The organism is Nonomuraea sp. IBHARD001 (genome assembly GCF_056106265.1).
Window position 1 is genome coordinate 545,152 of record NZ_JBWBBW010000002.1, and the last position, 24,659, is coordinate 569,810.

26 protein-coding genes and 2 tRNA genes are annotated in these 24,659 nt (G+C 70.7%); 19 read left to right on the forward strand and 9 right to left on the reverse strand.

Features of this window, described 5'->3' with window-relative positions:
- The first annotated feature begins 52 nt into the window (after nt 1–52).
- From ACTWNK_RS04705 to ACTWNK_RS04720, 4 genes are all read left to right on the forward strand, one after another.
- On the forward strand, nt 53–466 hold the full coding sequence (locus ACTWNK_RS04705) for a hypothetical protein (protein WP_474302271.1): 414 nt from the start codon (nt 53–55) through the stop codon (nt 464–466).
- Nucleotides 463–1,134 (forward strand): two-component system response regulator CseB, encoded by a 672-nt coding sequence (gene cseB / locus ACTWNK_RS04710; protein WP_474302272.1) that lies wholly within the window; start codon nt 463–465, stop codon nt 1,132–1,134. Before ACTWNK_RS04705 ends, cseB begins: the two co-directional genes overlap by 4 nt.
- A complete protein-coding gene (locus tag ACTWNK_RS04715) occupies nt 1,134–2,369 on the forward strand; it encodes a sensor histidine kinase (protein WP_474302273.1) in 1,236 nt (411 codons plus the stop codon). Before cseB ends, ACTWNK_RS04715 begins: the two co-directional genes overlap by 1 nt.
- Nucleotides 2,370–2,414: 45 nt before the next feature.
- Nucleotides 2,415–2,487, forward strand: a tRNA-Thr gene (locus tag ACTWNK_RS04720).
- Between the two features lie 195 nt (nt 2,488–2,682).
- On the opposite strand, the gene ACTWNK_RS04725 is transcribed toward ACTWNK_RS04720, so the two are convergent.
- Nucleotides 2,683–2,937, reverse strand: a complete 255-nt coding sequence (locus ACTWNK_RS04725) for a hypothetical protein (protein WP_474302274.1) — start codon at nt 2,935–2,937, stop codon at nt 2,683–2,685.
- Nucleotides 2,938–3,276 carry a DUF6247 family protein gene (locus ACTWNK_RS04730; protein WP_474302275.1) on the reverse strand — a complete coding sequence of 113 codons (339 nt, stop codon included), beginning with the start codon at nt 3,274–3,276 and terminating at the stop codon, nt 2,938–2,940. It lies immediately after the preceding gene.
- Between the two features lie 507 nt (nt 3,277–3,783).
- Here ACTWNK_RS04730 and ACTWNK_RS04735 point away from each other — a divergent pair.
- Nucleotides 3,784–6,105 carry a xanthine dehydrogenase family protein molybdopterin-binding subunit gene (locus ACTWNK_RS04735; protein ID WP_474302276.1) on the forward strand — a complete coding sequence of 774 codons (2,322 nt, stop codon included), beginning with the start codon at nt 3,784–3,786 and terminating at the stop codon, nt 6,103–6,105.
- Nucleotides 6,106–6,420: 315 nt separating this feature from the next.
- Here ACTWNK_RS04735 and ACTWNK_RS04740 read toward each other — a convergent pair whose 3' ends face one another.
- On the reverse strand, nt 6,421–6,753 hold the full coding sequence (locus tag ACTWNK_RS04740; RefSeq protein ID WP_474302277.1) for a hypothetical protein: 333 nt from the start codon (nt 6,751–6,753) through the stop codon (nt 6,421–6,423).
- Nucleotides 6,754–7,166: 413 nt separating this feature from the next.
- On the opposite strand from ACTWNK_RS04740, the gene ACTWNK_RS04745 reads away from it, so the two are divergent.
- The 8 genes from ACTWNK_RS04745 (at nt 7,167) to ACTWNK_RS04780 (ending at nt 11,956) form a co-directional block, all read left to right on the forward strand.
- Nucleotides 7,167–7,240, forward strand: a tRNA-Met gene (locus ACTWNK_RS04745).
- Nucleotides 7,241–7,313: 73 nt separating this feature from the next.
- Nucleotides 7,314–7,478: a 50S ribosomal protein L33 gene (gene rpmG / locus ACTWNK_RS04750; protein WP_030921771.1), complete on the forward strand. Its 165-nt coding sequence runs from the start codon at nt 7,314–7,316 to the stop codon at nt 7,476–7,478.
- A 320-nt stretch (nt 7,479–7,798) separates the two neighbouring features.
- A complete protein-coding gene (locus tag ACTWNK_RS04755; RefSeq protein ID WP_474302278.1) occupies nt 7,799–8,248 on the forward strand; it encodes a MaoC family dehydratase N-terminal domain-containing protein in 450 nt (149 codons plus the stop codon).
- A 1-nt stretch (nt 8,249) separates the two neighbouring features.
- Nucleotides 8,250–8,678 (forward strand): MaoC family dehydratase, encoded by a 429-nt coding sequence (locus ACTWNK_RS04760; protein WP_474302279.1) that lies wholly within the window; start codon nt 8,250–8,252, stop codon nt 8,676–8,678.
- 146 nt (nt 8,679–8,824) lie between these two features.
- Nucleotides 8,825–9,139, forward strand: coding sequence for a hypothetical protein (locus ACTWNK_RS04765; RefSeq protein ID WP_474302280.1), 315 nt, complete (start codon nt 8,825–8,827; stop codon nt 9,137–9,139).
- 79 nt (nt 9,140–9,218) lie between these two features.
- Entirely contained in the window at nt 9,219–10,091 is an 873-nt protein-coding gene (locus ACTWNK_RS04770) for a hypothetical protein (protein ID WP_474302281.1), read from the forward strand.
- Between the two features lie 23 nt (nt 10,092–10,114).
- Nucleotides 10,115–11,209 carry a UDP-N-acetylmuramate dehydrogenase gene (locus tag ACTWNK_RS04775; RefSeq protein WP_474302282.1) on the forward strand — a complete coding sequence of 365 codons (1,095 nt, stop codon included), beginning with the start codon at nt 10,115–10,117 and terminating at the stop codon, nt 11,207–11,209.
- 177 nt (nt 11,210–11,386) lie between these two features.
- Nucleotides 11,387–11,956, forward strand: a complete 570-nt coding sequence (locus ACTWNK_RS04780; RefSeq protein WP_474302283.1) for a TMEM165/GDT1 family protein — start codon at nt 11,387–11,389, stop codon at nt 11,954–11,956.
- 14 nt (nt 11,957–11,970) lie between these two features.
- On the opposite strand, the gene ACTWNK_RS04785 is transcribed toward ACTWNK_RS04780, so the two are convergent.
- Nucleotides 11,971–14,817, reverse strand: coding sequence for an ATP-binding protein (locus ACTWNK_RS04785; RefSeq protein ID WP_474302284.1), 2,847 nt, complete (start codon nt 14,815–14,817; stop codon nt 11,971–11,973).
- A gap of 113 nt (nt 14,818–14,930) precedes the next feature.
- Nucleotides 14,931–15,083 carry a hypothetical protein gene (locus ACTWNK_RS04790; protein ID WP_474302285.1) on the reverse strand — a complete coding sequence of 51 codons (153 nt, stop codon included), beginning with the start codon at nt 15,081–15,083 and terminating at the stop codon, nt 14,931–14,933.
- Between the two features lie 171 nt (nt 15,084–15,254).
- Between ACTWNK_RS04790 and ACTWNK_RS04795 the strand changes: the two genes are divergently transcribed.
- From ACTWNK_RS04795 to ACTWNK_RS04820, 6 genes are all read left to right on the forward strand, one after another.
- On the forward strand, nt 15,255–16,310 hold the full coding sequence (locus ACTWNK_RS04795; RefSeq protein ID WP_474302286.1) for a hypothetical protein: 1,056 nt from the start codon (nt 15,255–15,257) through the stop codon (nt 16,308–16,310).
- Between the two features lie 106 nt (nt 16,311–16,416).
- Entirely contained in the window at nt 16,417–17,355 is a 939-nt protein-coding gene (deoC, locus tag ACTWNK_RS04800; protein WP_474302287.1) for a deoxyribose-phosphate aldolase, read from the forward strand.
- A gap of 5 nt (nt 17,356–17,360) precedes the next feature.
- Nucleotides 17,361–18,785 (forward strand): aldehyde dehydrogenase family protein, encoded by a 1,425-nt coding sequence (locus ACTWNK_RS04805; RefSeq protein WP_474310834.1) that lies wholly within the window; start codon nt 17,361–17,363, stop codon nt 18,783–18,785.
- Entirely contained in the window at nt 18,775–18,996 is a 222-nt protein-coding gene (locus ACTWNK_RS04810; protein ID WP_474302288.1) for a hypothetical protein, read from the forward strand. Before ACTWNK_RS04805 ends, ACTWNK_RS04810 begins: the two co-directional genes overlap by 11 nt.
- A complete protein-coding gene (locus ACTWNK_RS04815) occupies nt 18,989–19,819 on the forward strand; it encodes an aldehyde dehydrogenase family protein (protein ID WP_474302289.1) in 831 nt (276 codons plus the stop codon). The genes ACTWNK_RS04810 and ACTWNK_RS04815 overlap by 8 nt, the downstream gene beginning before the upstream one ends.
- Nucleotides 19,820–19,921: 102 nt before the next feature.
- The gene (locus ACTWNK_RS04820) at nt 19,922–21,124 is read left to right on the forward strand and encodes an FAD-dependent monooxygenase (protein ID WP_474302290.1); all 1,203 of its coding nucleotides are present in this window, start codon (nt 19,922–19,924) and stop codon (nt 21,122–21,124) included.
- Here the strand turns inward: ACTWNK_RS04820 and ACTWNK_RS04825 are convergent.
- Genes ACTWNK_RS04825 through ACTWNK_RS04840 form a run of 4 tightly spaced genes read right to left on the reverse strand, consistent with a single transcriptional unit; the run spans nt 21,109 to nt 24,585 of the window.
- Nucleotides 21,109–22,620, reverse strand: a complete 1,512-nt coding sequence (locus ACTWNK_RS04825; RefSeq protein ID WP_474302291.1) for an amidase — start codon at nt 22,618–22,620, stop codon at nt 21,109–21,111. The genes ACTWNK_RS04820 and ACTWNK_RS04825 overlap by 16 nt on opposite strands.
- Nucleotides 22,621–22,670: 50 nt before the next feature.
- Entirely contained in the window at nt 22,671–22,886 is a 216-nt protein-coding gene (locus ACTWNK_RS04830; RefSeq protein ID WP_474302292.1) for a type II toxin-antitoxin system antitoxin, read from the reverse strand.
- Nucleotides 22,879–23,730, reverse strand: coding sequence for an SPFH domain-containing protein (locus tag ACTWNK_RS04835; protein WP_474302293.1), 852 nt, complete (start codon nt 23,728–23,730; stop codon nt 22,879–22,881). Before ACTWNK_RS04835 ends, ACTWNK_RS04830 begins: the two co-directional genes overlap by 8 nt.
- 30 nt (nt 23,731–23,760) lie before the next feature.
- A complete protein-coding gene (locus ACTWNK_RS04840) occupies nt 23,761–24,585 on the reverse strand; it encodes an alpha/beta fold hydrolase (protein ID WP_474302294.1) in 825 nt (274 codons plus the stop codon).
- Nucleotides 24,586–24,659: the final 74 nt, after the last annotated feature.

The window sequence follows — 24,659 nt, forward strand, 5'->3', positions numbered from 1 at the left end:
TCGTACTTCGCGCGTATCGTCGCTGACATGCGAAAAGGCATAACGTGACGGCATGAGAAGGGGACTCGTGGCGCTGGCCGTACTCCTGTCGGCCGGGTGCGGGGCGGGCGAGGGCGTGCGGGTCGAGGGCAGTGCGCCGCCGTCGCCCGCGGGCGGGCCCGTGTACGTCATGGCCTACACCGGCGACGCTCTGCAGCGGCCCGCGGCCATGGCCCTGACCGAGTTCTCGTCGATGACGAAGATCCGGTGGAGTTCGTGGGGCGGCGCCGAGGCCGTCGGGACCGGTGAGGTCAGCGGGATGTGGTGCCTGCCCGACTGCCTGAGCAAGGGCCATCCCGCGACGATCACCCTGAGCGCGCTGCAACGGCGCGAACGCACCGCCTACTACGGCCGCTTCACCGTGACCTCGCCGCACGAACTCGGCGAGAAGCTCGCCGACCAGAAGCTGGAGGTGCCGCCGTCGTGACGGTGAACCTGCGTGTGCTGCTCGTGGAGGACGACCCCGTCATCCGCGAGGCCACCCAACTCGCCCTCGAACGGCACGGCCTGCGCGTGCGCACCGCGCCCGACGGGCTCAGCGGCCTGACCGCCTTCCAGGACGACCAGCCGGACGTCGCCGTGCTCGACGTCATGCTGCCGCATCTGGACGGGGTCAGCCTGGCCCGCCGCATCCGCGAGGCGGGCACGGTGCCGATCGTGATGATCTCCGCCAGGTCCGACGCCATCGACGTCATCAACGCCCTTGAGGCGGGAGCCGACGACTATGTCACCAAGCCGTTCGACATCGGCGTCCTGCACGCCAGGATCAGGGCCGTCCTGCGCCGCACCGCCTCCACGCCGTCGGCCACGCGCCCGCTCGTCTTCGGCGATCTCAGCGTCGACACCGAGTCGATGGAGGTACGGCTCGGCGACGAGCTGCTGGCGCTCACGCCGACCGAGCTCAGGCTGCTGCTGGAGTTCGCCGCGCAGCCCGGTGTGGTGCTCTCGCGCGACACGCTGCTGAACAACGTGTGGGACTACGCCTGGGACGGCGACACGCGTGTCGTGGACGTCCACGTCCAGCGGTTGCGCGCCAAGATCGGCGCCGAGCGCGTGGAGACCGTGCGCGGCTTCGGCTACAAGCTGCGACGCTGATGCGTACCAAGATCACAGCGGCCCTCGCGCTCACCGCGGTCCTGGTGGCCGCCGTCATCGGTGTGCTCGTCCACGTGCGCACGGCCGCCTCGACGCTGGAGGCCGCCCGCACGGCGCTGGACGACCGGTTCGTCTCGCTGCTCGACCGTGCCGCCGAAGGGCAGGACGCCGGGCTGGGCACGGGCGCCGCCGGGGTGCCGCAGCCGCTGCTGGCCGAGGTGCGCTCGGCGCCCGTCCGGGCCACCTACCTGGCGGGGAGCACGCTGTGGGCGGCGACCACGCTGGACGGTGAGGTGGTCTCGCTCTCGCGTTCCTATGCGGGCGAGCGGGCGGCGCTGGCCGACCTCGACCGTACTCTGGCCGTCGTCGGGGCCGGGGCCGCGCTGGTGGCCAGCCTCGCGGGCTTCGCCGTGGCCACGGCCCTGAGCAGGAGGCTCGGCGCGGTGGCCAGGGTGGCCACCCGCATCGCCAACGGCGACCTGACGCTGCGCACGACGCGACGGCGCCGGGCGAGCTCCTCCGACGAGGTGGCCGAGGTCGCCGCCGCCCTCGACACCATGGCCGACGCGCTCAACGCCCGCCTCGAAGCCGAACGCCGCGTCACCGCCGACATCGCACACGAACTACGCACCCCCGTCACCGGCCTGGTCACCGCGGCGGGCCTGCTGCCACCAGGCCGCCCCGCCGAGCTCGTCCAGGACCGGGCGAACGTCCTTCGCCGCCTGGTCGAGGACGTCCTGGAGGTCGCCCGCCTCGACACCGTCACCGACCCGCCCGTCCTCGAACCCCGCCAGGTCTCCACCCTGGTACGGCGGGCCGTCGCCGCCGCGCGTTCGGCGGGAGCGGGCGAGGTCGAGATCGTCGTCGCCGCCGACGCCGAGGTCGAGACCGAGCCGCGCAGGGTCGAACGCATCCTGGTCAACCTGATCGCCAACGCCTTCCGCCACGGCGCGCCACCCGTTCACGTCCTGGTCGAAGGCCCTGTGATCACCGTTTCCGACGAGGGCCCCGGCTTCCCTCCGGCCCTCCTCGACACCCTGCGCGAACACGGCCCCCAGCGCTTCGCCACCGCCGCCGCCTCCCGCGGCACAGGCGTCGGCCTCGGCCTCACCATCGCCTCCGGCCAGGCCAAAGCCCTGGGCGCATCCTTGGAGTTCGGCACCACACACGCGGGCGCGACGATCACCCTCACCCTGCCCCGAACGCCTGTCCCAACCAGTTCGCATCATCGCTGAGTGCCGTGTATGGTTACACCTGTCCGCAGCGCAGAACAGCGGCAGGCCCCTATAGCTCAGTCGGCAGAGCGTCTCCATGGTAAGGAGAAGGTCAACGGTTCGATTCCGTTTGGGGGCTCGTACTCTGACCAGGTAGAACGCCCGCCTCGCACTTGCGCGAGACGGGCGCTTTTTCGTTTGTGGCGCTTTTGTGGGATATTTGCGGGGCGACCTCTGGTCAGACGACTCTCAATTCATCGAGCAGCCTCCACCGCGACATCTGACACGTGTGTAGGTCGCCTGCCTGGACTCCAGCGAGTGATCACTCGCTTTTTCAGGCTCCCAGCCAGCTGAGCTGCACGATGTGCACCTTGCGCTGTTCTTGCAGCAGCAGGTAGATGACCATCCCCCGTCCTTCGGCGAACGGGCGCGAGAACATGTTTCCTTTTGGGTTGCTCGGGTTGAGTGGTTCTCCCTCGGCGGGGTTCAAAGCGATGGCCACCCGCACTTCCATGAACACACTGAGTGCCTCAAGGGGGAGTGTCTCGCACTGCTCCAGGACCTCTGGCAGGGTGTCGACCTCGTACACCTATGAGCCGTCCGCCAGTCGGGCGCGCAGCCTGTTCTCGATCACATCCCAAGGGATAGCACCGGCCGACTCGCCGCGTTCGGTCTTCTCCTGAATTTCTGCCGCACGCTGCATCATGGTGTCGTACGCGCCTGTGGCCTTCAGTACCGCGATGTGCCGCCAGTGGTCGATGCACCGGAAGGCATGCTCAAGCTCCTGCTCTTCGGTGGCTTTGGCCATCGCCTCTCGCCATGCCGCGTCCCACAACGGCCTGTCTGCCGGAGGGAGTGCGGCTCGTACGGCCCTAGGCGTCCGGTCAGGCACGGGTCCTGTCACCTGCTGGTGCGGTTGCGCGGACACGGCGCACCTCCCTCTCCCCGAGACTACGCCAGGTGCTAAGCATATTTATGTCTAACACCAGTCGCTGACCATCAGCATGCCTGGGTGCCGGTCAAATCCAAACGGTGGCCCTGGCCTGGCAGTACCGGGCCGGTCGCGGCGGGCTGGGGAGACGCCCGCCCAGTGCCTCTGGCTTGCCTCTGGTGTCCGGCAGACGGGGGACGGGACCATGACCATGGTCCGGCTTGCACGGCGAGTGCGCCTTCGACGGTCAGGATCGCGACCATCCACGCGGGCCTCGCATTCTGTGGAGATCGTCGTTCTGTGTCATGGACAGCGCGGAATAGGGCGTCCCGAAAGGGCGTTCTTGTGGATAGAAAAGCGGCGGCTGTGCTGCTCACGGTTGTTGTGGGTGGCCAACCCGTCGGCACATTCAGTAGTTGAAAGCACCCGCTCTCCATGACGGAGGGCGGGTGCTTTCGCGTTCTCCGCCTGGACCCCTTCGGCGGGCGCGATCACAATCGGGGTATGGCGGAGCGGAAGCAGATCGGCGTCAGCGCGCTGCGGCGCGAGAACGAACGCCTGCTCACGGGACGGGCCAAGTACGTGGGTGCGGTGCGGCGCGGGCGGGAGGCGTTGCACGCGGTCGTCGTACGCAGTCCGATCGCGCACGGGCGGCTCCTCGCCTGCGAGGTGAAGGCGGCGCTGGCGGCCGAAGGGGTCGTCGACGTGGTGACCGGCCCTGCGGCCGAAGGGGTCAGGCTGCCCTGCGTGTCGCCGGGCCCCGGCCAGCCGGAGACCTCCTACCCGGTGCTCGACGACGTCATCAGGTACGTCGGCCAGCCGATCGCCCTCGTCGTGGCGCGTACGGCGGCGCAGGCCAGGGACGCGGCCGAGCTGGTGGAGCTGGACCTGGAGCAGTTCCCGCCGGTCGTCGGCGTCGAGCGGGCGATCGAGGCGGACGCGCCCGTGCTGCATCCGGCGTGGGGCGGCAACACGGTGACCGACTTCGTGCTCGGCGACGCCGACGCGGAGTGCGAGGAGGCGATCGCGGGCGCCGATCTGGTGGTCGACCTGGTCTTCAGGTTCGGCCGGGTCTCGCCGTACCCGATGGAGACGCGTGGGGTGCTCGTCGCGTGTGAGGGCGGGGAGCTGACCGTGTGGGCGTCGACGCAGGCGCCGCACCATGTGCGCGAGCAGATCGCCGACGCGCTGGGGGTCGGGCACGACCGGGTTCGGGTGGTGGCGGGGGACACCGGCGGCGGGTTCGGGGGCAAGGAGCACCTCTACCCGGACGAGGCGCTCGTGTGCCTGGCGGCGATGCGGCTCGGGGCCGTCGTGGCGTGGAGCGAGGATCCGGGCGACCGGCTGGTGGCGACACTGCCCGCCAGGGCCGGTGTGCACAGGGCGAGGCTGGCGCTGACGGCCGACGGGCGGTTCCTGGCGTTGCATGCCGATGTGATCGGCGATCTGGGGGCGCATCCGTCCAACGCGGGGATCTCGCCGTTCGCGGTGACGGGGTCGATGCTGCCCGGGCCGTACCGGTTCGAGCGGGCGGGGGCGCGGGTGCGCGGTGTGGTCACCACGACGACGCCGACCGGCTCCTTCCGGGGGTTCGGCCAGCCGGAGGCCACGTGGACGAGGGAACGGCTCATCGACGAGGCGGCGAGGGCGCTGGGCGCCGACCCGGTGGAGCTGCGGCTGCGCAACATGATCGGGCCCGAGGAGATGCCGTACTCCAGCCGTACGTGGCAGGCCTACGACTCGGGCGACTACCCGGCGGCGCTGCGCAGGCTGCGCGAGATCGTCACACCGCCGGAGCCGCGCGACGACGGCCGGGTGCGGGGCATCGGGTACTCCTGCCAGGTGGAGAACACCGGGCTCGGCCCTTCGATGCTGATGAAGTCGATGGGCATGGAGGCGGGCGGCTACGAGAGCGCGATCATACGGATGGAGCAGGACGGCTCGGTCGTCGTCTCCTCCGGTGTGGTCGGCATGGGACAGGGCATCGAGACGGCGCTGGCGCAGATCGCCGCCGACCGGGTGGGCGTGGGGCTGGAGCGGGTCAGGGTGGTGCTCGGCGACACGGCGAACACGCCGTACTCCTCGATCGGGTCGATCGCCAGCAGGTCGCTCGTCGTCGGCGGAGGGGCGCTCACCCGGGCCGCCGATCGGCTGAGGGACAGGATCGTGGCGATCGCCGCCCATCGGCTGGAGGCCTCGCCGGACGATCTGGAGCTCACGGGCTCGGCCGTACAGGTGAAGGGGGATCCCGGCTCGGCGCTGACGTTGCGCGACCTCGCGACGACGGCATGGCGGGGGTGGGACCTGCCTGAGGGGTTCGAGCCCGGCCTCGAGGAGAAGGTGACCTACGACCCGCAGGGCTGTACCTACGCCTACGGGGCGCACGCGGCGGCCGTGGCCGTCGATCCCGAGACGGGTGCGGTGCAGGTCGAGGGGTACTGGGCGGTGGCCGACTCGGGCGTTCTGGTCAATCCGGCGATCGTCGAGGGGCAGATCGTGGGTGGGATCGTCCAGGGGATCGGCATGGCGCTGACCGAGGAAATCGGCTACACCGAGGACGGGCAGCCGGTCGCCGAGTACCTTCCGCCCACCGTGCGCGAGGTGCCCGGCATCCGGGTCGAGCTGCTGAGCACGCCTTCGCCGATCACGCCTGGCGGGATGAAGGGCGCGGGCGAGGCGGGCACGATCGGGCCGCCCGCCGCGATCGGCAATGCGATCGCCGCCGCGCTGCCGGACATCGCGGGACTCGTCACGGACACGCCGGTCACGCCACAGGCGCTGTGGAGGCGGCTGTCCGAGGCGGGCAACGGCGTGGCCGGTCGTTGATGGTGGGCGGGTGGGGGACCGGGGCGGGCTGACAAGCCTGCGGAGGGCGCTGCCGGTCGTTGAAGTGAGATGGGGTCGGGCGGGACCCGGCGTCGGAGACGAGAGGAGGCCCTCACCCGGTGGGGGTGAGAGCCTCCTGAGGTCGTCGTCAGGTGGGTGACGAGGATGCCGGCGGCGGGCGGCGGGGGTTGTGCCGCCCGGGTGCCTCCGCCGGGGCCCGTCGACGTGTAGCTGCCGGGCTGTGGTGGGTTCCGCGTGGGTCTCGGCGCGTACGGTGTGTCGACCGGCTCGGCCGTGCCGCCCGCGGCCAGGGCGTTACTTGAGGCCGGCGCTGACGCCAGGCAGGGCGCCGGTGACGCCGCCGAGGCCGCCGGTGAGGCCGCCCAGCGTGCCGGTGACCTGCTCGACCGGGCTGCCGCTGCCGCCCAGCAGGCCGGTGACGCTGTCCAGCGGGCTGCCGCCGCCGCCGCCGAGCAGGCCGCCCAGCAGGCCGCTGATCGGGTCGCCGCCGCCGCTGCCGCCGAGCAGGCCGCTGAGCAGGCTGCTGATCGGGTCGCCGCCCGCGGGGGCGGAGACGGCGGCGGAGGCCGGTGCCGCGAGGGCGGTGGAGAGGGCGAGAGCGGCGATGGCGGTCGCGAAGATGCGCATGTGAAGTCCCCTGCTGTTGAACGGTTCGATGAGGCGCTCCAGATCATGTCCGTGCGCCTCGTGACACGACACGAGACCCGCTGCGCCTTGACCAACCGGGACCGAGCAGTGGGCGAAAGCTCACCAACACCGTGTTCGCCACAGGCGGGACGGCGTTCGGATTGACCAACACCGGGTACTCCTGACCCGGCTTGCGTGGCTCGGCCGACTGCTAAAGTGGTCAGCACTTTCCAGGCGGCCCGGCTGTGCGCCCTGTGGCCCTGAGGTGGCTTTACTTATTGATTTCTGTTCACGGGTGTCCGTACGGCATACTGGGGGCACCCCACCTGATCAGGCGAAGTCGTGGCATGTGCGTGACTACTCCTAGGGTCGGGTATCCTTTCGTGGCCGGGGGTTTTACGCCCCAGGTCCAAGGCGGAGTAGCTCAGTCAGGCAGAGCAAACGGCTCATAATCGTTGTGTCGCCGGTTCAAGTCCGGCCTCCGCTACTACCCCCTCCCGGGTCACCTCGACATCGGGTTCGGGTATGTCCCAGTCCCAAACGTAGAAAGGCACTCCCACGTGGCTGCCACCGACGTTAGGCCGAAGATCACGCTGGCCTGCCAGGAGTGCAAGCACCGCAACTACATCACGCGGAAGAACCGGCGCAATGACCCGGATCGGCTTGAGCTGAAGAAGTACTGCCCCAACTGCAAGACGCACCAGGCGCACCGCGAGACGCGCTAGTCGTCTGCGGCTCCCGCCCCCGTGGCGGTCGCCGTTCGTCATGGGCAGTCGCCGCGCGATGACGCAGCGGCACTCCTGAGTGATATCTCCAACGGACCGGCGTTCACCTTCGTGTGGACGTCGGTTCGTCGTGTTGGCCGGAAGCTTCTTGGCCGGGAGCTTCTTGGTCGGGAGCTCTGGGGATGATCGGTCGTCGTCGGGCGGATGCGAGACAGCCGAATCTTATTCTGTTAGCGTCGCCGCAGCGGTTCCCACGACGGAGCCGCTGCACACGAGAGCTCTGACGATGCGAGCTCCGACCGCGCGCCAAAGGGGCATGAATGGCCTTGAACCGTGATTTCGTCGGACGTACCTACGACGCGTCCGTCCCCTACGAGGTCAGCCGGGTGAAGATCAAGGAGTTCGCGGCCGCGATCGGCGACCACAACCCGATCTACCGCGACCGCGCCGCCGCCGAGGCCGCCGGGCACCCGGACGTGCTCGCCCCGCCCACCTTCCCCATCGTGTTCAGCCTGACCGGCGCGGGGGAGGCGCTGGCCGATCCCGGACTCGGGCTCAACATGGCCATGGTCGTACACGGCGAGCAGCGCTTCGAGTACATCCGCCCGATCCACGCTGGCGACGAACTGGTCACCACCACGACGATCACCGACATCCGCAGCGTCGGGCGCAACGAACTGCTCACGGTCAGGAGCGACGTGCACACGGTCGACGGCGAGCACGTCTGCACCACGTACAACACGATCATCGAGCGCGGAGGGGCGGCCTGAGATGACGGCGACGGTGAGCTACGACGAGATCGAGGTGGGCCTGCGCCTGCCCCCGGCCGAGTACACGATGCGCAGGGTCAACCTGGTCATGTACGCGGGCGCGTCGGGCGACTTCAACCCCATCCACTGGAACGAGCGTTTCGCCAAGGCCGTCGGCCTGCCGGACGTCATCGCGCACGGCATGTACACGATGGCGCAGGCCGGGCGCTATGTCACCGACTGGCTGGGCGATCCCGGCGCGCTGGTCGACTACAGCGTGCGCTTCTCCTCGATGGTCGTCGTGCCGGACGACGACGACGGCGCGGTGCTCACGGTCACCGGAGTGGTGGAGGAGAAGCTGGAGGACGGACGCGTGGTGATCGGCCTGACGGCGAAGGCGGCCGACGCCAGGGTGCTGTCCAAGGCCCGCGCGGTGGTACGGCTGGCATAGGGGCTATCCCGCGGCCGCGCCGGACTCGCGGTGGTACGGCCGGCATAGGGGGCCGGAGGTACTCCAGGTGACACAGGGGGAGATGAGGGGATCGTAGGGGTGGGAGACAGCGGATTCGGGCGGGTCGTCTCCTTAGGATCGTGATCATGCATAAGAAGATCATTTCGTCCCTGGTGATCGCCCTTTCCGCCATCACCCTCACCCTCACCCCTTCGGCCGCGAACGCCTCCCCCGGCGCGCTCGGCGGCGAACCCGGTCCGACCGGCTGCAGCTCGGGCTACGGTTGGCAGCCTGACTACACGTGGGCCAAGTGCACCGGCGGCTACGGCTCCGTCATGGCGGTCGCCCGCTGTGCCAACGGGACCAAGGCATACGGCCAGTGGGCGTGGATCGGCTCGCAGTCGACGGCCAAGTGCTCCAGGCACGAGGTCATCGGCCACAGCTTCATCGTCTCGTACTGATGATCCCGCGAGCCTCTGTCTCCTGTTGATCCTGCGAATCCCCTGGTAGTTCCGCCTCCGCCCGGGTAGGGGCGGAGGCATGACGCAAGCACCGAACGACATCCGCGTGCTGGCCGAGCGGCGTGCCGAAGCCAGGGCGGCACGTGACTTCGCCGCCGCCGACACCTTCAGGCAGCAGATCGAGCAGGGCGGATGGCTGGTCCACGACACCCCTGACGGCTACCGCCTGAGCGAGCGGCCGCCGTACGTGGTGAGCCCGGTCGTCGAGGCCATCCCCGTGCCCGTGCGCGGGCAGGACGGCCAGGGCGAGGGCCACGGCGGCGCGCCGCTCAACCCGGCGGGCGATCTCGGCTTCTCGGGCGACCCGGCGCAACGCGGTGACGACGTCGCCCGCTCGCTCGGCGGGGCCGACATGCTGCACTCGCAGACCCTCTGGGACGGCTCGCTCGCGGCCAACCGCCTCGACCCCGAGCTGGAGCAGCAGCGCGAGCGTGTCGAGACGGCCGGCATCTCGGTCGGCGTCGGCCTGGTGGTCGACGGCTGGCCCGAGGACCTGGCCGCGTGCGTCGCCGGAATCGTCGAGCACACGAACGCCACCATCCTGGCCCTCGACCTGGGCGACGTGGACGGCGCCGGTGCCGTGCTGGAGGAGCTGGCCGCCAAGCATCCCGAACGCGTCAAGGCCTGGCACGTCGCCGAGCCCCCGCACTGGCGTGGCGGCGGCTCCGAATGGGGAGCGGCCAGGCGCAAGCTGCTGGAGCTCGACGACAGCGACGTACACGTGATCATGGACACCTCCACCGTGCTCACCGGCGACGCGCTGACGCCGCTGGTGGCCGCCATCGCGGGCGGCGCGGTCGCGGCGGGCGCGCACGACGTCGACCCGGACTACCGCGACAGGGAGTCGCGCCGGACCTACGAGCGGGTGATCGGGCTGCTGCGAAAGGCCTAGCCACGTCTCATAGGCTGGGGGGCATGGGAGATCGTGTGCACGAGGTACGGCTGGGGCCGTACACCACGCTGGGGCTCGGCGGGGTGGCGACGGCCTTTGTCGAGGCGGGCAGCGCCGAGGAGCTGGTCTCCCTGGTCGCGACGGCCGACAGGGAGCGTGAGCCGCTGCTGCTGCTCGGCGGCGGGAGCAATCTGGTGCTGGCCGACGAGGGGTTCGACGGCCTCGTCGTGCACGTGGCGGGCCAGGGGGTGGCGGTCGATCGGGGCTCGCCGTGCGCGGTGCCGAGCGGCTCGGGCGAGGTCATCGTCACGGTCGAGGCCGGCGAGGACTGGGACGCGCTGGTCGAACGGGCCGTGGCCGAGGAGTGGTCCGGCCTGGAGTGCATCTCGGGCGTGCCGGGCCTGGTGGGCTCCACGCCGATCCAGAACGTCGGCGCCTACGGCCAGGACGTCTCGCAGACCGTGACCTGCGTGCGCGTCTACGACAGGGCGACCAGGCAGGTGCGCGACCTGGACAGGGTGGCATGCGGCTTCTCCTATCGCGACAGCACGTTCAAGGCCTCGCCCGGCCGCTATGTCGTGCTCTCGGTGACCTACGCCCTTGAGCGTTCGCCGCTGTCGGGGCCGATCGCCTACAAGGAGCTCGCCTCGCGGCTCGGCGTCGAGCTCGGCGCGCGGGTGCCGCTGGCCGAGGCCAGGGCCGCGGTGCTGGAGCTGCGCAGGGGCAAGGGCATGGTGCTGGACGCCGCCGACCCCGACACACGCAGCGCGGGCTCGTTCTTCACCAACCCGGTCATCGGCGCCGAGCAGGCGGCCGAGCTGGAGCTGCGCGCCCCCGGCCATCCCCGGTGGGACATGCCGGGCGGCGAGATCAAGGTGCCCGCCGCCTGGCTGATCGAGCAGGCCGGGTTCGCCAAGGGCTACGAGCTCGGGCCGGTGCGCATCTCGACCAAGCACACGCTGGCCCTGACCAATCCGGGTGAGCACGGCCGCACCGAGGATCTGCTGGCCCTGGCCAGGCAGGTGCGCGACGGGGTGCGGGCCAAGTTCGGGATCACGCTGGTCAACGAGCCGGTGCTGGTCGGGGTAAGCTTGGCGGGTAACACCGAAGGGGAGTAGTCCCAATCGCGTAGATCGACATGCTGACGCCTCGTGCGTCCGGTCACGCGGGCCTTCACGGGCGGACGAGACCTTCGGCCTGGCAGTCATGGAGACAAGACGCTGCCGGGCCGAAGTCGTGCCCGATCATCTCCCCGGGTGCCTTCTTCCGGTTCGGTCGCGCGGAAAAGGACCTCGGTGGAAGCATTCTGGATCAGTCTGGTGGTCATCTTCGTCGCCGAGCTCGGCGACAAGAGCCAGCTCATGGCGATGACATTCGCGACCAGGTTCAAGGCCTGGCCGGTGCTGGCCGGAATCACGATCGCGACGACCGCCGTGCATCTGGTCAGTGTGGCCGTCGGCGGGCTCATCGGCGACGCGCTGCCGACCAAGGCGATCGCGATCGTGGCCGGTGTGGCCTTCCTCGGGTTCGCCGCGTGGACGCTGCGCGGCGACGAGCTGACCGACGAGGAGGCGAGCAAGGCGCAGCGCACGACCAAGCACGCGCTGATCGCGGTGACGGTGGCGTTCTTCCTGAGCGAGCTCGGCGACAAGACCATGCTGGCGACGATCACCCTGGCCACCCAGCACGGCTGGCTCGGCACCTGGATCGGCTCGACCGTCGGCATGGTCGCCGCCGACGCCCTGGCCATCGTGGTCGGCCGCCTGCTGGGCAAGCACCTGCCGGAGAAGGTCATCAGGTACGGCGCAGCCGCCGCGTTCGTCGTGTTCGGCGTGGTGCTGCTGATCGACGGCCTGATGGCCTGACGCCTCCCGGGCTGCTAGGACGTCAGCAGGGCGCGTTCGTGTGCGGCCGCGGCGGCCTCGCCGCGGCTCGCGCAGCCCAGTTTGGCCAGGATGTTGGACACGTGCACGCTGACCGTCTTCGCCGAGATGAACAGCTCGGCCGCGATGTCCCTGTTGGAACGCCCGAGCGCCACCAGCCGCAACACCTCGAGCTCGCGCGGCGTGAGCAGGTCGGCGGCGGGCGCGGCCTCGCCCAGCTGGGCGCCCACCCGGCGGGCGAGCGTGTCGATGTCGCGCACCAGCGGCGCCGCGTCGAGCCCGGCGGCCAGCGGATGCGCCGCACGCAACCGCGTGCCCGCCCCTTCCCGGTCACCGGTGCGCGCCGCCGCGGTGGCCGCCGCCAGCAGCGACTTGGCCCAGGAGTACGGCCTGCCGAGCCGCTCCCACGCGGTGGCGGCGGCGTCGTAGTCGCCGCCGTAGACCAGGCGGTAGGCCTCGGCGACCGGACCGTTGGCCCTGAGGGTCGCGGCCACGTCGGCCGACATCGCCAGCACGGGATCGGAGTCGCCGGGCACGCTCTCGCACACGGTTTTGATCATCGACAGCAGCCGCCAGCCGAGCATGGCCTTGCTGGACTGCGAGGAGTCGCGCAGCATGCGCTCGGCGATCTCCAGGGCCCGGTGCGGCTCGCCCTTGAGCATCGCCCAGCTCAGCATCAGCCGCGTGCTGTTGGTGACCTCCTGCACGAACTCGGGCGTCTGCCCGCTGAGCAGGCCGAGCCCGCCCAGGATCGGCTCGGCGATGTCGAGCCTGCCCCTGGCCAGTGCGATGTCGGCCTGGACGCGGACCAGGTGGTGATGGGTCGACAGGGTCGGGCTGAGGCTGAGCGCGTGGTCGACGACCTCGAGCGCCTCCTCCCAGCGGCCGAGCGTCTCCAGCGCCTCGGCCCTGTTGAGCAGGATGAAGGTGCCGCTCGCCCTGGTCCTGCCGTACTTCTTGGCCAGGGCCTCGCCCTTGCGGGACAGCTCGATGGCCTCTTCGGCCCGGCCGAGGTCGTTGAGCGCGTCGACGCTGTTGCCGATGGCGCGCAGCATGACGCGGGGGCCTCCGGCCTTCTCGCCGAGCTCGTAGGCGATCTTGTTGGTGGCGAGTGTGGCCTCCAGGTCGCCGTTGATCGAGCGGCCGAGCGCCAGGTTGAGCAGGAGGTCGCCTTCAAGACAGGGGTCGTCCAGCCCTCTGGCCAGCTCCAGCGCCTCCAGCGTGCAGGCGGTGCCCTCCTCGGTCCGGCCGAGCATCATCAGGTGGGCGCTCAGCCGGGTGAGCACATTGGCCCTGGCCTCGCCCGGCTCGGGGACCAGGCTCGCGGCGTAACGCAGGTTCTCCAGCATGCCCTGCTTGCCCTTGCCGAGCAGGAACCTGGCCTGGAGCACGACGAGCGCGGCCACCCGTTCGGGCTCGGTGCGCTCGTCGAGCTGCGCCAGTGCGGCCTTGGCGAACTTCAGGCCACGGTCGACCTCGGCGCAGGCGACGGCGCAGTCGGCGGCCTTCTCCAGCACGTAGGTGTGGTCGGCGCCGATGCGCATCGCCGCGTCCGGCACCTTGTCCCAGAGCGTGAGCACGCGTTCGAGCAGTTGTATGGCCTCGGTGTAGGCATAGGCCTTGACCGACTTCTCCGCCGCCTCCCAGGCCGACACCAGGGCCCACAGGTCGTTGCGTGCGCCGTGCCAGTGGTGGGCCAGCTCAATGGCGGCCCGGCCCGGCGGCACGAGTGTGCGGTCGCGGGAGATCTCCTCGGCGAACCTGGCGTGCAGCCGCATGTGCTCGCCGGGCAGCAGTTCGTCGTGCACGGCCTCGCGGATCAGCGCGTGCCTGAAGATGTAGGCCCTGCTGTCGGCGATCTGCAGCACGTTGCCGGCGATGGCCGGGCGCAGTGCCCGCTCCAGGTCGAGGTCGGTCAGGCCGCTCACGGCCGCGAGCAGCGCGTGCCCGACCCGGTTGCCGCCCGCGGCGGCGATGCGCAGGATGTTCTGGGTGTCGTCGGGCAGCCGTTCGACCGAGCCGATGATGAGGTCGTGCAGCGACTCGGGAAAGGAGGTGTAGGCCCCGGCGTCCAGCAGCGCCTCGACGAACAGCGGAATGCCCTCGCTGCGGTCGAATACCTTCTCGACCTGCGTGTAGTCGGGTGCCCTGCCGAGGATGCCCGCCATCTGGTCGGCGACCTCGTCACGCGTCAGGCGGGGCAGGTCGACCTTGAGCACGCCCGCGACCCTGCCGAGTTCGGCCAGCACCGGCCGTAGCGGATGCTGCCTGTGCAGGTCGTCGGAGCGGTAGGTGAGCAGGATGAGCACCTGCGAGGCGCGCAGGTTGCGGCTGAGGAAGGCGATGAGGTCGCGGCTGGAGCGGTCGGCCCAGTGGATGTCCTCGACGACGAGCAGGACGGGCCGCTGCTCGGCGAGCCGTTCGAGGAGCGTGAGGAGCTGCTCGAACAGCCGGGCGCGGCCGGTCTCGGTCTCACCGTCGCCGCTCGGCTCGCCGAACTCGGGCAGCAGCCGCGCCAGGTCGCGCGCGGCGCCGTCGGGGAGCAGTGCGGCGATCCTCTCGGTGCCGAGCTCCCTGACGAGTTGCCTGAGTGCGGCGGTGAAGGGCGCGTAGGCCAGGCCCTCGGTCGACAGTTCGACGCACCCGCCGTACAGGACGTGTGCGCCGTCCCTCGCGGCCTGTTCGGCGAACCTGTCGACGAGTCTGGTCTTGCCGACGCCTGCCTCCCCGCCGAGGAGGACGGCCGTGGCTGTCCTTTTCAGGGACTCCTCGTAGGCTTCGGCGAGCGACGACAGCTCTGTTTCCCGTCCCACGAAGACGGGACTCACCGAACGTCCCAGCATGTCGTCCAGCATGTCACGCCCTTTGGAATGCTTTCGACGGCTTTTCCCGCTTGGCTACGGGGGGAGAAAGGCCCGGCCGCGAGGGAGGGTGCGGCCGGGCCTTCGTGCGGTGGTCATGACGAGAAGAGCTTGCCGAAGACCGAGCGGTGACGCCCCTCGGACTTCGCCTTCCTGGCCGCCTCGCGTACCCGGCGGTGTTCGGCCGCGGCGGCGCGAAGCTCGGAGGCGTGGTACTGCATGATCTGGTACTCAAGCTCGGGAGCCATCTGAGTTTCTCCTGTGTTTCGGTGTTCCTGTGTCCTGCTGACATCCTCAAGATTGCTCCTAAGGCCCACCTCCCTACATCGGGCGGATGCCTTATCTCTTGCGAAACCATCGGCTTAGGACTACCTAGGACACGCCCGCCGGACGCCTTAGGCACGCGACGATGGTGGTCCGTGAGGCACTTCATGATCATCTGTACGGCTTCGGCGACGCTTCTCGCGAGTGCTCCCGCTGCCGCGGAAAGCGTCGGCTGGCGGGTCTCCTGGAGCGGCCAGGCCGCCTCCTGGGGGGCGTTCCAGGAGGTCGGGGCGTCGGGGCCGGACCAGGCCTGGGTGGTGCGGACCGGCCTGCCGCTGCTGCGCTGGAACGGCAAGGAGTGGCGGGGGGCCAGGACCAAGGCGGTGCCTTACCTGGTGACCGGAGAGCGCGAGCGGTGGCAGTTCATCGAGAGCGACACCAGGGTCGAGGTCCGCAGGCAGGTGGCGGGCGTCTGGCTCAGGCACCCCATCGACACGCCGGGCGCGCACGCCACGACCGCCGTGGTCCCGGCGCCGGGCGAGTGCTGGGCGGCGGGCCTGAGGTTCGGCGAGCAGGGCATGGTGGACACGCTGTGGCACTGGCAGGGCAAGGGCTGGTCGGCCGTGGGCAGCCCGCTGCCGATCAGCGACTTCGCCGCCGTCTCCAGCACCGACGTGTGGGCGCTGAGCAGCCCGGGGGAGCGCAATCTCGGCTACGACGTGGGCAGGGTGGCCGCGATCCTGCACTGGGGTGGCAGAGGCTGGCAGCGTGTCGCCCTGCCTCTGGAGCCGCCGCAGGCCGACGCCTACGTCGAACTGAACGACGTCGTGGCGCTGCGGGCCGACGAGGCCTACGCGGTCGGCTCGGTCACCTCGCTGAGCGGTTACACGCGCACGCACAAGGAGGCGGTCGTGCTGCGCTGGAACGGGCGTGACTGGCAGCGACTCGGGCACCGTCCGGCGGGCACGGCGTACACGAGGGTCGCGCCTGACGGCTCCGGCGGGCTGTGGCTGGCGGCCGAGCGGCAGGGCGGGCCCGACTTCCTCACCCATTACGCCAAGGGCAGATGGACCCGGTCCCCGCTGCTCGACGGGAGCACGGCCGTGACGGTCAAGGGCTTGGCCCACGTGCCTGGTACGACGCGGATGTGGGCGACGCTGGAGGCCGGGACTGGGGAGCGGGCCAGGCAGGTGGTGCTGGCCTACCGCTGAGTCGCAGGTGACATGGGCGAATACTGATGAAATCAGGTGACGACACTCGGCCGGGTCTGGTTTGGAAGTACCCGTCCCGGTCGGCGATGCTGTGAGGGTGTCAACTGTGACTACCTCGCTCGCTGACGTGGCGGCTTCCCACACCACGCTGCGAGCCTTCCTGCACGGGTTGCCCGGCGTCGACAAGGTCGGCGCCGATCAGCGCGCCGCCATGCTCGGCACCCGTTCCGTCAAGACGACCGCCAAGGCGAAGGCCATCGACCTGGCCATCACGATGGTGGACCTCACCACGCTTGAGGGCGCCGACACCCCTGGCAAGGTCCGCGCGATGTGTGCCAAGGCGAACCAGCCGGACCCGACCGACCCGACGGTGCCCAGGGTGGCGGCCGTCTGCGTCTACCCGGACCTCGTGTCCGTCGCGGTGGACGCGCTCGGCGGATCGGGGGTGAAGGTGGCCTCCGTCGCCACCGCGTTCCCCAGCGGCCGGTCCTCGATCGAGGTGAAGGTCGCCGACACCGCGCTCGCGGTGGCGGCAGGCGCCGACGAGATCGACATGGTCATCGACAGGGGCGCCTTCCTGGCCGGCGACTACCTCAAGGTCTTCGAGGAGATCGCGGTCGTCAAGGCGGCCTGCGGCGCCGCCCACCTCAAGGTGATCCTGGAGACCGGCGAACTGGTCACCTACGACAACGTACGGCGGGCCTCGTGGCTGGCCATGCTGGCGGGAGCCGACTTCATCAAGACCTCGACCGGCAAGGTCGCACCCGCCGCGACCCTGCCCGTGACGCTGATCATGCTGGAGGCCGTGCGCGACTTCCGTGACGGCACGGGCCGCATGGTCGGCGTCAAGCCCGCCGGAGGCATCCGCACGACCAAGGACGCGATCAAGAACATCGTCCTGGTCAACGAGAGCGCGGGCCCGGACTGGCTCGACCCCGACTGGTTCAGGCTCGGCGCCTCCTCGCTGCTCAACGACCTGCTGATGCAGCGCCAGAAGATGGCCACAGGCCGCTATGCCGGCCCCGACTACTTCACTCTGGACTGATGACGATGTTCGAATACGCACCTGCGCCCGAGTCGCGCGACGTCGTCGACATCAAGCCCTCCTACGGGCTGTTCATCGGCGGCGAGTTCGTCGACGGCTCGGGGCCGTCGTTCAAGACGATCAACCCGGCCTCCGAGGAGACGCTCGCGGAGGTGGCCACCGCCTCCTCCGACGACGTCGACAGGGCCGTGCAGGCCGCGCGCAAGGCGTTCGGCGTCTGGAGCGCGCTGCCCGGCGCCGAGCGGGCGAAGTACCTCTTCCGCATCGCCCGCATCATCCAGGAGCGCTCGCGCGAGCTCGCGGTGCTGGAGTCGCTGGACAACGGCAAGCCGATCCGCGAGTCGCGTGACGTGGACCTGCCGCTGGTGGCCGCGCACTTCTTCTACTACGCGGGCTGGGCCGACAAGCTGTCCTACGCGGGCTTCGGCGCCGACCCGCGTCCGCTGGGCGTCGCCGGTCAGGTCATCCCGTGGAACTTCCCGCTGCTCATGCTGGCCTGGAAGATCGCTCCGGCGCTGGCGTGCGGCAACACGGTCGTGCTCAAGCCGGCCGAGACCACACCGCTGACGGCGCTGCTGTTCGCCGAGATCTGCCGGCAGGCGGACCTGCCCGCCGGTGTGGTCAACATCGTCACCGGCGCGGGCGAGACCGGCGCGGCCGTCGTCGGGCATCCCGACGTCGACAAGGTGGCCTTCACCGGCTCGACCGAGGTCGGCCGGATCATCGCCCGCACGGTCGCGGGCACCGACAAGAAGCTCACGCTCGAACTCGGCGGCAAGGCCGCGAACATCGTGTTCGAGGACGCCGCGCTCGACCAGGCGGTCGAGGGCATCGTCAACGGCATCTTCTTCAACCAGGGCCACGTGTGCTGCGCCGGATCCAGGCTGCTGGTGCAGGAGTCGGTCGCGACCGAGGTGCTCGACGCGCTCAAGCGCAGGCTGGGCACGCTGCGCCTCGGCGACCCGCTGGACAAGAACACCGACATCGGCGCGATCAACTCGGCCGAGCAGCTCGCCAAGATCCGTCAGCTGTCCGACATCGGCGAGGCGGAGGGCGCCGAGCGCTGGTCGCCCGCGTGCGAACTGCCCGGCAAGGGCTTCTGGTTCCCGCCGACCGTCTTCACCGGTGTGGCCCAGTCGCACCGGATCGCCCGTGAGGAGATCTTCGGTCCCGTCCTGTCCGTGCTGACCTTCCGCACGCCCGCCGAGGCCGTGGAGAAGGCCAACAACTCACCGTACGGCCTGTCGGCGGGTGTGTGGACGGAGAAGGGCTCGCGCATGTTGTGGATGGCCGAGCGCCTGCGCGCGGGTGTGGTGTGGTCCAACACCTTCAACAGGTTCGATCCCGCGTCGCCGTTCGGCGGGTACAAGGAGTCGGGTTACGGGCGCGAAGGCGGCCTGCTGGGACTGGAGGCCTACCTTGCCCTCTGACCACGGCAAGCAGCCGCTGTGCGGCCACGGCTCGGGCCGTCGCCGCGACCGCAGGGCCCAGGCCACCAGGGGCAGGGCCTTCTCCCGTGCGGGCCGCCCCGCACGCACCGGCTGGTTCGCGCACCGGTGCGGTGTGAGCCGCTGCGGCCAGATCTTCGTGCCGGTACGGCTGACGCAGGAGACCATGTGGAGGGGGCGCGGCGATGAGTAGATTGTCCGTTCGCAAGACCTACAAGCTGTTCATCGGCGGGGCCTTCCCGCGTTCCGAGAGCGGAAGGTCCTACGTCGTGACCTCCCCCAAGGGTGAGTTCCTGGCCAATGCCTCACGGGCCTCGCGCAAGGACGCGCGTGACGCCGTCACGGCCGCGCGCAAGGCCTTCCCCGGCTGGTCGGGCGCCACGGCCTACAACAGGGGCCAGGTGCTCTACCGCATCGCCGAGATGCTGGAGGGGCGCAGGGCGCAGTTCGCGGAGGGCAAGAAGGCCGGGGAGGCGGTCGACGCGGCCGTTGACCGGCTGGTCTGGTACGCCGGATGGTCGGACAAGATCGCCTCGGTGCGCGGCACGGCCAATCCGGTCGCGGGACCGTACTTCAATCTGTCCTCGCCCGAGCCGAGCGGGGTGGTCGCGGTGGTCGCGCCCGCCGATCCGCTGCTGGGGCTGGTCTCGGTGGTCGCGCCCGCGATCGTGACCGGCAACACGGTGGTCGTGGTGGCCTCGCAGAGCTCGCCGCTGGCGGCGATCACGCTGGGCGAGGTGCTGGCGACCTCCGACCTGCCGGGCGGTGTGGTCAACATCCTGACCGGGCTGCAGGCCGAGATCGCGCCGTGGCTGGCCTCGCACATGGACGTCAACGGCCTCGACCTGACCGGCGTCGACTCGCCCGACCTGGCCCTGGCCTGCGAGCAGGCGGCGGCGGAGAACCTCAAGCGGGTCCTGCGCCCGGCATCGGTCGACTGGACGGCCGATCCGGGCGTCGAGCGGATGACGCGCTTCCTCGAGACGAAGACGGTCTGGCATCCCGTAGGGGTCTGATCCAGGCGGAAGGGGCCGATCGGCGATCGGCCCCTTCTGTTGGCCCAAGAATTGAGACGCTTGTACTAGACGATCGTCTCAGACATATGTATCGTCCGAGGCATGAGAAACGTGCTGATCTCAGGAGCGTCCATCGCCGGTCCCGTCCTCGCCTTCTGGTTGCGGCGTCACGGCTTCCGGGTCACGCTCGTCGAGCGCGCGCCCGCGATCAGGACCGGCGGCTACAAGGTCGACGTCAGGGGCACGGCGCTCGACGTGCTCACGCGGATGGGCCTGATGGAGGCGGTCCGCGCCCTGGAGACCGACATGCGGGTGGGTAGGTTCGTCGACGCCGACGGCCGCCAGGTCGCCACCATGGACGCCAGGACGTTCGGCGGGCGCGGCGGCGACGACGTCGAGATCATGCGCGGCGACCTGGCCCGCATCCTGTACGACGCCACCAAGGACGACGCCGACTACCTGTTCGGCGACTCCATCGCGAGCCTGGAGCAGGACGCGGACGGCGTGCGGGTGCGGTTCGAATCGGGCCGTTCACAGACGTTCGACCTCGTCGTCGGGGCCGACGGACTGCACTCCCACACCAGGTCGCTGGTCTTCGGCGACGAGAGCGCCTTCCGCAGGGATCTCGGCCACTCCATCTCGATCTGGACCGTGCCCAACCACAGGGGCCTGGACCGCGACGAGATGACCCACCTGCAGCCGGGCCGCATCTCCGGCATGTATGCCACGCGCGGCACGGCCAAGGCGCTGTTCATGTTCGCCGGTGAGCCGCTCGGCGACGACAGGCGCGACGTCGAACGGCAGAAGCGCGCGGTCGAGGCCGCGTACGCCGACGGCAACTGGGACGAGCCCACGCTGCTGGCCGCCATGCGGGAGGCGCCCGACTTCTACTTCGACTCGATGAGCCAGATCAGGATGGACACCTGGTCGAAGGGCAGGGTGACGCTCGTCGGCGACGCGGGCTACTGCGCCTCGCCCGCATCGGGGCAGGGCACCAGCCTCAGCCTGGTCGGCGCCTACGTGCTCGCCGGCGAGCTGGCGGCGGCGGGCGGCGACCACGAGGCTGGCTTCGCCGCGTACGAACGGGAGATGGGCGCCTTCGTCGAGGCCAACCAGAAGCTCGCCGAGACCAATCTCAACGGCATGATCCCCTCCTCCAGGCTGATGATCCGCATCCAGCTGCTGGCCCTCCGCGTGCTGCCCAGGATGCCGCGCGGCTACCGCGAGGCGATGACCAGGCGTATCACCGGGCCGATCGCGAAGGCGGCCAGGGCCATCACGCTGAAGTCCTACGCGGGGGCGTGACGCGGCCAGGGCTCGGCCGACTCCAGCTGGGCGGCCAGGCCGAGCAGATGGGGTTCGCCGCCGGGCGGCGCGACGATCTGCACGCCGATCGGCAGGCCCCTGCCCCGCCCCGAACGGCAGCGCCCGAACGGCACCGTGATCGCGGGCCAGCCCGCCAGGTTCCACGCGGCGGTGGTGGGCGCGTAGGCCACATTGACCAGGGCGTTGCGCACCAGGCCGCGCTCTCCCCATCGGGCGGCCTTGGGCGGCAGCCCGGCGAGCGTTGGCATCACGATGGCGTCGGCGTCGCCGAACCACTGCTCGGCCCCGCCGTCCAGCCAGCGCTCCCTGCCCTTCTCGCCGTTCAGGCCGAAGCCGCCCAGCACCCTCCCGGCCCTGGCCAGCGCCCGTGTCCTGCGCTCCAGCAGGTCGCGCCCGAGCGGGGCCGCGTCCTGCGCCGCCAGGGCCAGCCAGGTCGCGATCGCACTGAAGCCGAGCCAGGCGGGCATCCTGTGCGGGTGCTCCACGACCGTGTGGTCCATGTTGCGCAACGCCTGGGCCGCCTGGTTCACCGCCTCCTGGAAGGCCGCGTGCACGCGCATGCCGGGCGGCAGCGGGTTGGGGCAGAACGCCACCCGTAGCTCGAAGGGGCCGGGCCCGCTCGGCCTCGGCACCGGGTCCCAGGTCGCCCTGCTCTCCTCGACCGGCGTGGGGTCCCAGACCGAGCGCAGGGGGGCGTTGCCCGCCACCTCACCGGCCGGGCCGGGCTCGTCGTCCCAGATCGAGCGCAGGGCTGGCAGTGCGGTGACGCGGTCGCCGCCCTGCCAGGCGCCCGCGAGGCCGGGGTCGTCGGCCAGCACCGAGAGCATGAGCGCCAGGTCGGCCGCCGTGGCCGCGACCGGGCCGTTCTCCGCCATGCCGTGCCAGCCGTTGCCCGGCGGCGGGACCAGGCCGGGGCCAGGCTTGAGGGCCAGGACGCCGCAGCAGGCGCCGGGGATGCGCAGGGAGCCGAGCCCGTCGTTGCCGAGTGCGATCGGCACGAGGCCCGCGGCGACCGCCGCCGCGCTGCCGCTGGAGGAGCCGCCTGCCGTACGGGAGAGGTCCCAGGGGTTGCGGGTGGTGGCGTGGACGCTGTCGCCGAAGCCGGTCAGGCAGAGCTCGGGGACGTTGGTCAGGCCGACGATCACGGCTCCGGCCGCGCGCAGCCTGGCGACGGCCGGGTGGTCGGCGGGTGCGGGCTCGGCCGAGGTGGCGGCCGAGCCGTTGCGTGTGCTCTCGCCCGCGACGGCCAGGTTGTCCTTGACCGCGACGGGCACCCCGGCCAGCGGCAGGTCGGACCGTGCGGGTACGGCCAGCGCCTCGGCCCGCGCCGCGGCCCGCACGAGGCGGAAGGCGCCGATGGCGGGATCGCGGGCGGCGATGACCGCCAGGTGCTCGTCGAGCACGGCCGAAGCCGTGACCCTGCCGCCGCGTACGGCCTCGGCGATCTCGACGGCCGGTCTGCCTGCCCATGACATGTCCTGATTGTGGTACTCAGGGCGGGCGCTGTGAAGCTTTCGGCGAGGGCCTAAGCGTCGCGCTCGCCCTTGCCCTTGCGCGGCTCGCGCCCCGCCTGTCTGAGCGCGAGCCGCAGGGCGTACTCGATCTGGGCGTTGATACTGCGCAGGTCGTCGGCGGCCCATCGGGCGACGGCGTCGTGGACCGCCGGGTCGAGGCGCAGCAGGAGCTTCTTGCGTTCGGGCGGCTTGGCGCGCCCGGCCGGTTCGGCGGGTTCGTCAGCCATAGAGGCTGCCCGCGTTGACCACCGGCTGCGTGGCGCGGTCGCCGCACAGCACCACGAGGAGGTTGGAGACCATCGCGGCCTTGCGCTCCTCGTCGAGGTCGACGACGCCTTCGGCGGCCAGCCGGTCGAGGGCGAGCTGGACCATGCCGACCGCGCCTTCGACGATGCGGGTACGGGCGGCGACGACCTGGGCGGCCTGCTGGCGCACCAGCATCGCCTGGGCGATCTCGGGGGCGTAGGCGAGGTGGGTGATCCTGGCTTCGAGGACCTCGATGCCGGCCAGCACCGTGCGCTCGCGCAGCTCGGTCGTGAGCTCCTCGGCGACCTCGCCGCCGTCGCGCAGGCTGGTGCGGTCGGGCTCGTGCGAGTCGTAGGGGTGCGAGGTCGCCAGGTGGCGGACGGCGGCCTCGGACTGGATCGCGACGTACTCCTCGTAGTCGTCGACGGCGAAGGTGGCCTTGGCCGTCTCGTTCACCTTGTAGACGACGACGGCGGCGATCTCGACCGGGTTGCCGTCGGCGTCGTTGACCTTCAGCTTGGTGGTCTCGAAGTTGCGCACCCGCAGCGAGATCTTCCTCTTGCTGGTGAACGGCAGCACCCACTGGAAGCCCGCGTCGGTGATCGAGCCGACGTAGCGGCCGAGGAACTGCACGACCTTGGCCTCATTGGGGTTGATCACGGTGAACCCGGTGGCCAGCAGCACCGCCACCACGCCCCACACGATCAGCGCGACGATCAGGCCCACCTCGCCGCCCGCCGCCCCTCCCGCGGCTGCGGCGCCGCCCAGGACCAGCAGTGCGAGGAGCACCACGAAGCCATTGATGCGGAATGCCCTGCGTTCCATGTGCGACTCCCTGCTATCCAAGTGATATCACTATGATAGTCGCATGACAGCACGCTCGCGCACCACCCCATGAGCGGCGACGAAGCTCAGGACGGCTTCGGCGCATTCGGCCTGGCGTTCGGCGTGCGGATAGTGCCCGGCGCCCTGGACGAGGTGCACGGCGGCGGGCCCCGCGAGCTGGGCGGCACTGAGGGCGGCGTCGGCGGCCGGGTCGGCGAAGTCGGCGTCACGCGTGCCCATGACGAGCAACGACGGCTGCGCGACCTCGGCATACCTCGCCCGTACGCCCGACAGCGACTCCTCGATCTGAGCGCGCAGTGCGGCCATCCGGCCGGGCCGCCTGAGATCGGCCCTGACGCCCGCGAGGTAGGCGGGAAGGTCGTCCGGCCTGCTCCCCGGGTAGCCGGCGCGCAGGAACAGGCTCCAGAGCAGCGCGCTGCGCCCGACGAGCCTGGACATCGCCTTCATCCAGCCCTTGATCGGCGTCTGGCCGGAGAACGTGCCGATCAGCACCAGCCCGGTGACCTCGTCCGGCGCCTCGGCCGCGGCCCAGACGGCTGCGGCGCAGCCGATGGAGTGCCCGACGACGGTCGCGGGCCCGCCGAGCTCCCGGATCAGGACGAGCACGTCCCCGCCGATCGCCTCGACGCCGTGGTCGGCCCATCCGGCGCTCGAACGCCCGTAACCGCGCACGTCCATCACGGCGACCCGGTGCCCGGCGGCGGCCAGGTCGGGGGCGAGGAACCTGAAGGTGGCGCCGCTGTCGCCCATGCCGTGCACGAGGACGACGAGCCCGCCGTCGGCCGGGCCGCTCAGCTCGTAGGCGATCCGGCCTTCGGGAGTGGCGATATGCATGGAGTGCACCTCTCTGTTTTGTGAGCACCGCTCTCGCTGGGGAACAGTGAACACCGAAACCGGTGCAAGGGCAA

Coding starts and splice junctions, on each gene's coding strand:
- ACTWNK_RS04825 (WP_474302291.1), bottom strand. CDS start 22,620: ATGTCATGGGCAGGCAGACCGGCCGTCGAGATCGCCGAGGCCGTACGC.
- ACTWNK_RS04735 (WP_474302276.1), top strand. CDS start 3,784: ATGGCGGAGCGGAAGCAGATCGGCGTCAGCGCGCTGCGGCGCGAGAAC.
- ACTWNK_RS04760 (WP_474302279.1), top strand. CDS start 8,250: ATGACGGCGACGGTGAGCTACGACGAGATCGAGGTGGGCCTGCGCCTG.
- ACTWNK_RS04820 (WP_474302290.1), top strand. CDS start 19,922: ATGAGAAACGTGCTGATCTCAGGAGCGTCCATCGCCGGTCCCGTCCTC.
- ACTWNK_RS04815 (WP_474302289.1), top strand. CDS start 18,989: ATGAGTAGATTGTCCGTTCGCAAGACCTACAAGCTGTTCATCGGCGGG.
- ACTWNK_RS04770 (WP_474302281.1), top strand. CDS start 9,219: ATGACGCAAGCACCGAACGACATCCGCGTGCTGGCCGAGCGGCGTGCC.
- ACTWNK_RS04785 (WP_474302284.1), bottom strand. CDS start 14,817: ATGCTGGGACGTTCGGTGAGTCCCGTCTTCGTGGGACGGGAAACAGAG.
- ACTWNK_RS04840 (WP_474302294.1), bottom strand. CDS start 24,585: ATGCATATCGCCACTCCCGAAGGCCGGATCGCCTACGAGCTGAGCGGC.
- ACTWNK_RS04775 (WP_474302282.1), top strand. CDS start 10,115: ATGGGAGATCGTGTGCACGAGGTACGGCTGGGGCCGTACACCACGCTG.
- ACTWNK_RS04830 (WP_474302292.1), bottom strand. CDS start 22,886: ATGGCTGACGAACCCGCCGAACCGGCCGGGCGCGCCAAGCCGCCCGAA.
- ACTWNK_RS04805 (WP_474310834.1), top strand. CDS start 17,361: ATGTTCGAATACGCACCTGCGCCCGAGTCGCGCGACGTCGTCGACATC.
- ACTWNK_RS04765 (WP_474302280.1), top strand. CDS start 8,825: ATGCATAAGAAGATCATTTCGTCCCTGGTGATCGCCCTTTCCGCCATC.
- ACTWNK_RS04705 (WP_474302271.1), top strand. CDS start 53: ATGAGAAGGGGACTCGTGGCGCTGGCCGTACTCCTGTCGGCCGGGTGC.
- ACTWNK_RS04835 (WP_474302293.1), bottom strand. CDS start 23,730: ATGGAACGCAGGGCATTCCGCATCAATGGCTTCGTGGTGCTCCTCGCA.
- ACTWNK_RS04790 (WP_474302285.1), bottom strand. CDS start 15,083: ATGGCTCCCGAGCTTGAGTACCAGATCATGCAGTACCACGCCTCCGAG.
- ACTWNK_RS04740 (WP_474302277.1), bottom strand. CDS start 6,753: ATGCGCATCTTCGCGACCGCCATCGCCGCTCTCGCCCTCTCCACCGCC.
- ACTWNK_RS04715 (WP_474302273.1), top strand. CDS start 1,134: ATGCGTACCAAGATCACAGCGGCCCTCGCGCTCACCGCGGTCCTGGTG.
- ACTWNK_RS04755 (WP_474302278.1), top strand. CDS start 7,799: ATGGCCTTGAACCGTGATTTCGTCGGACGTACCTACGACGCGTCCGTC.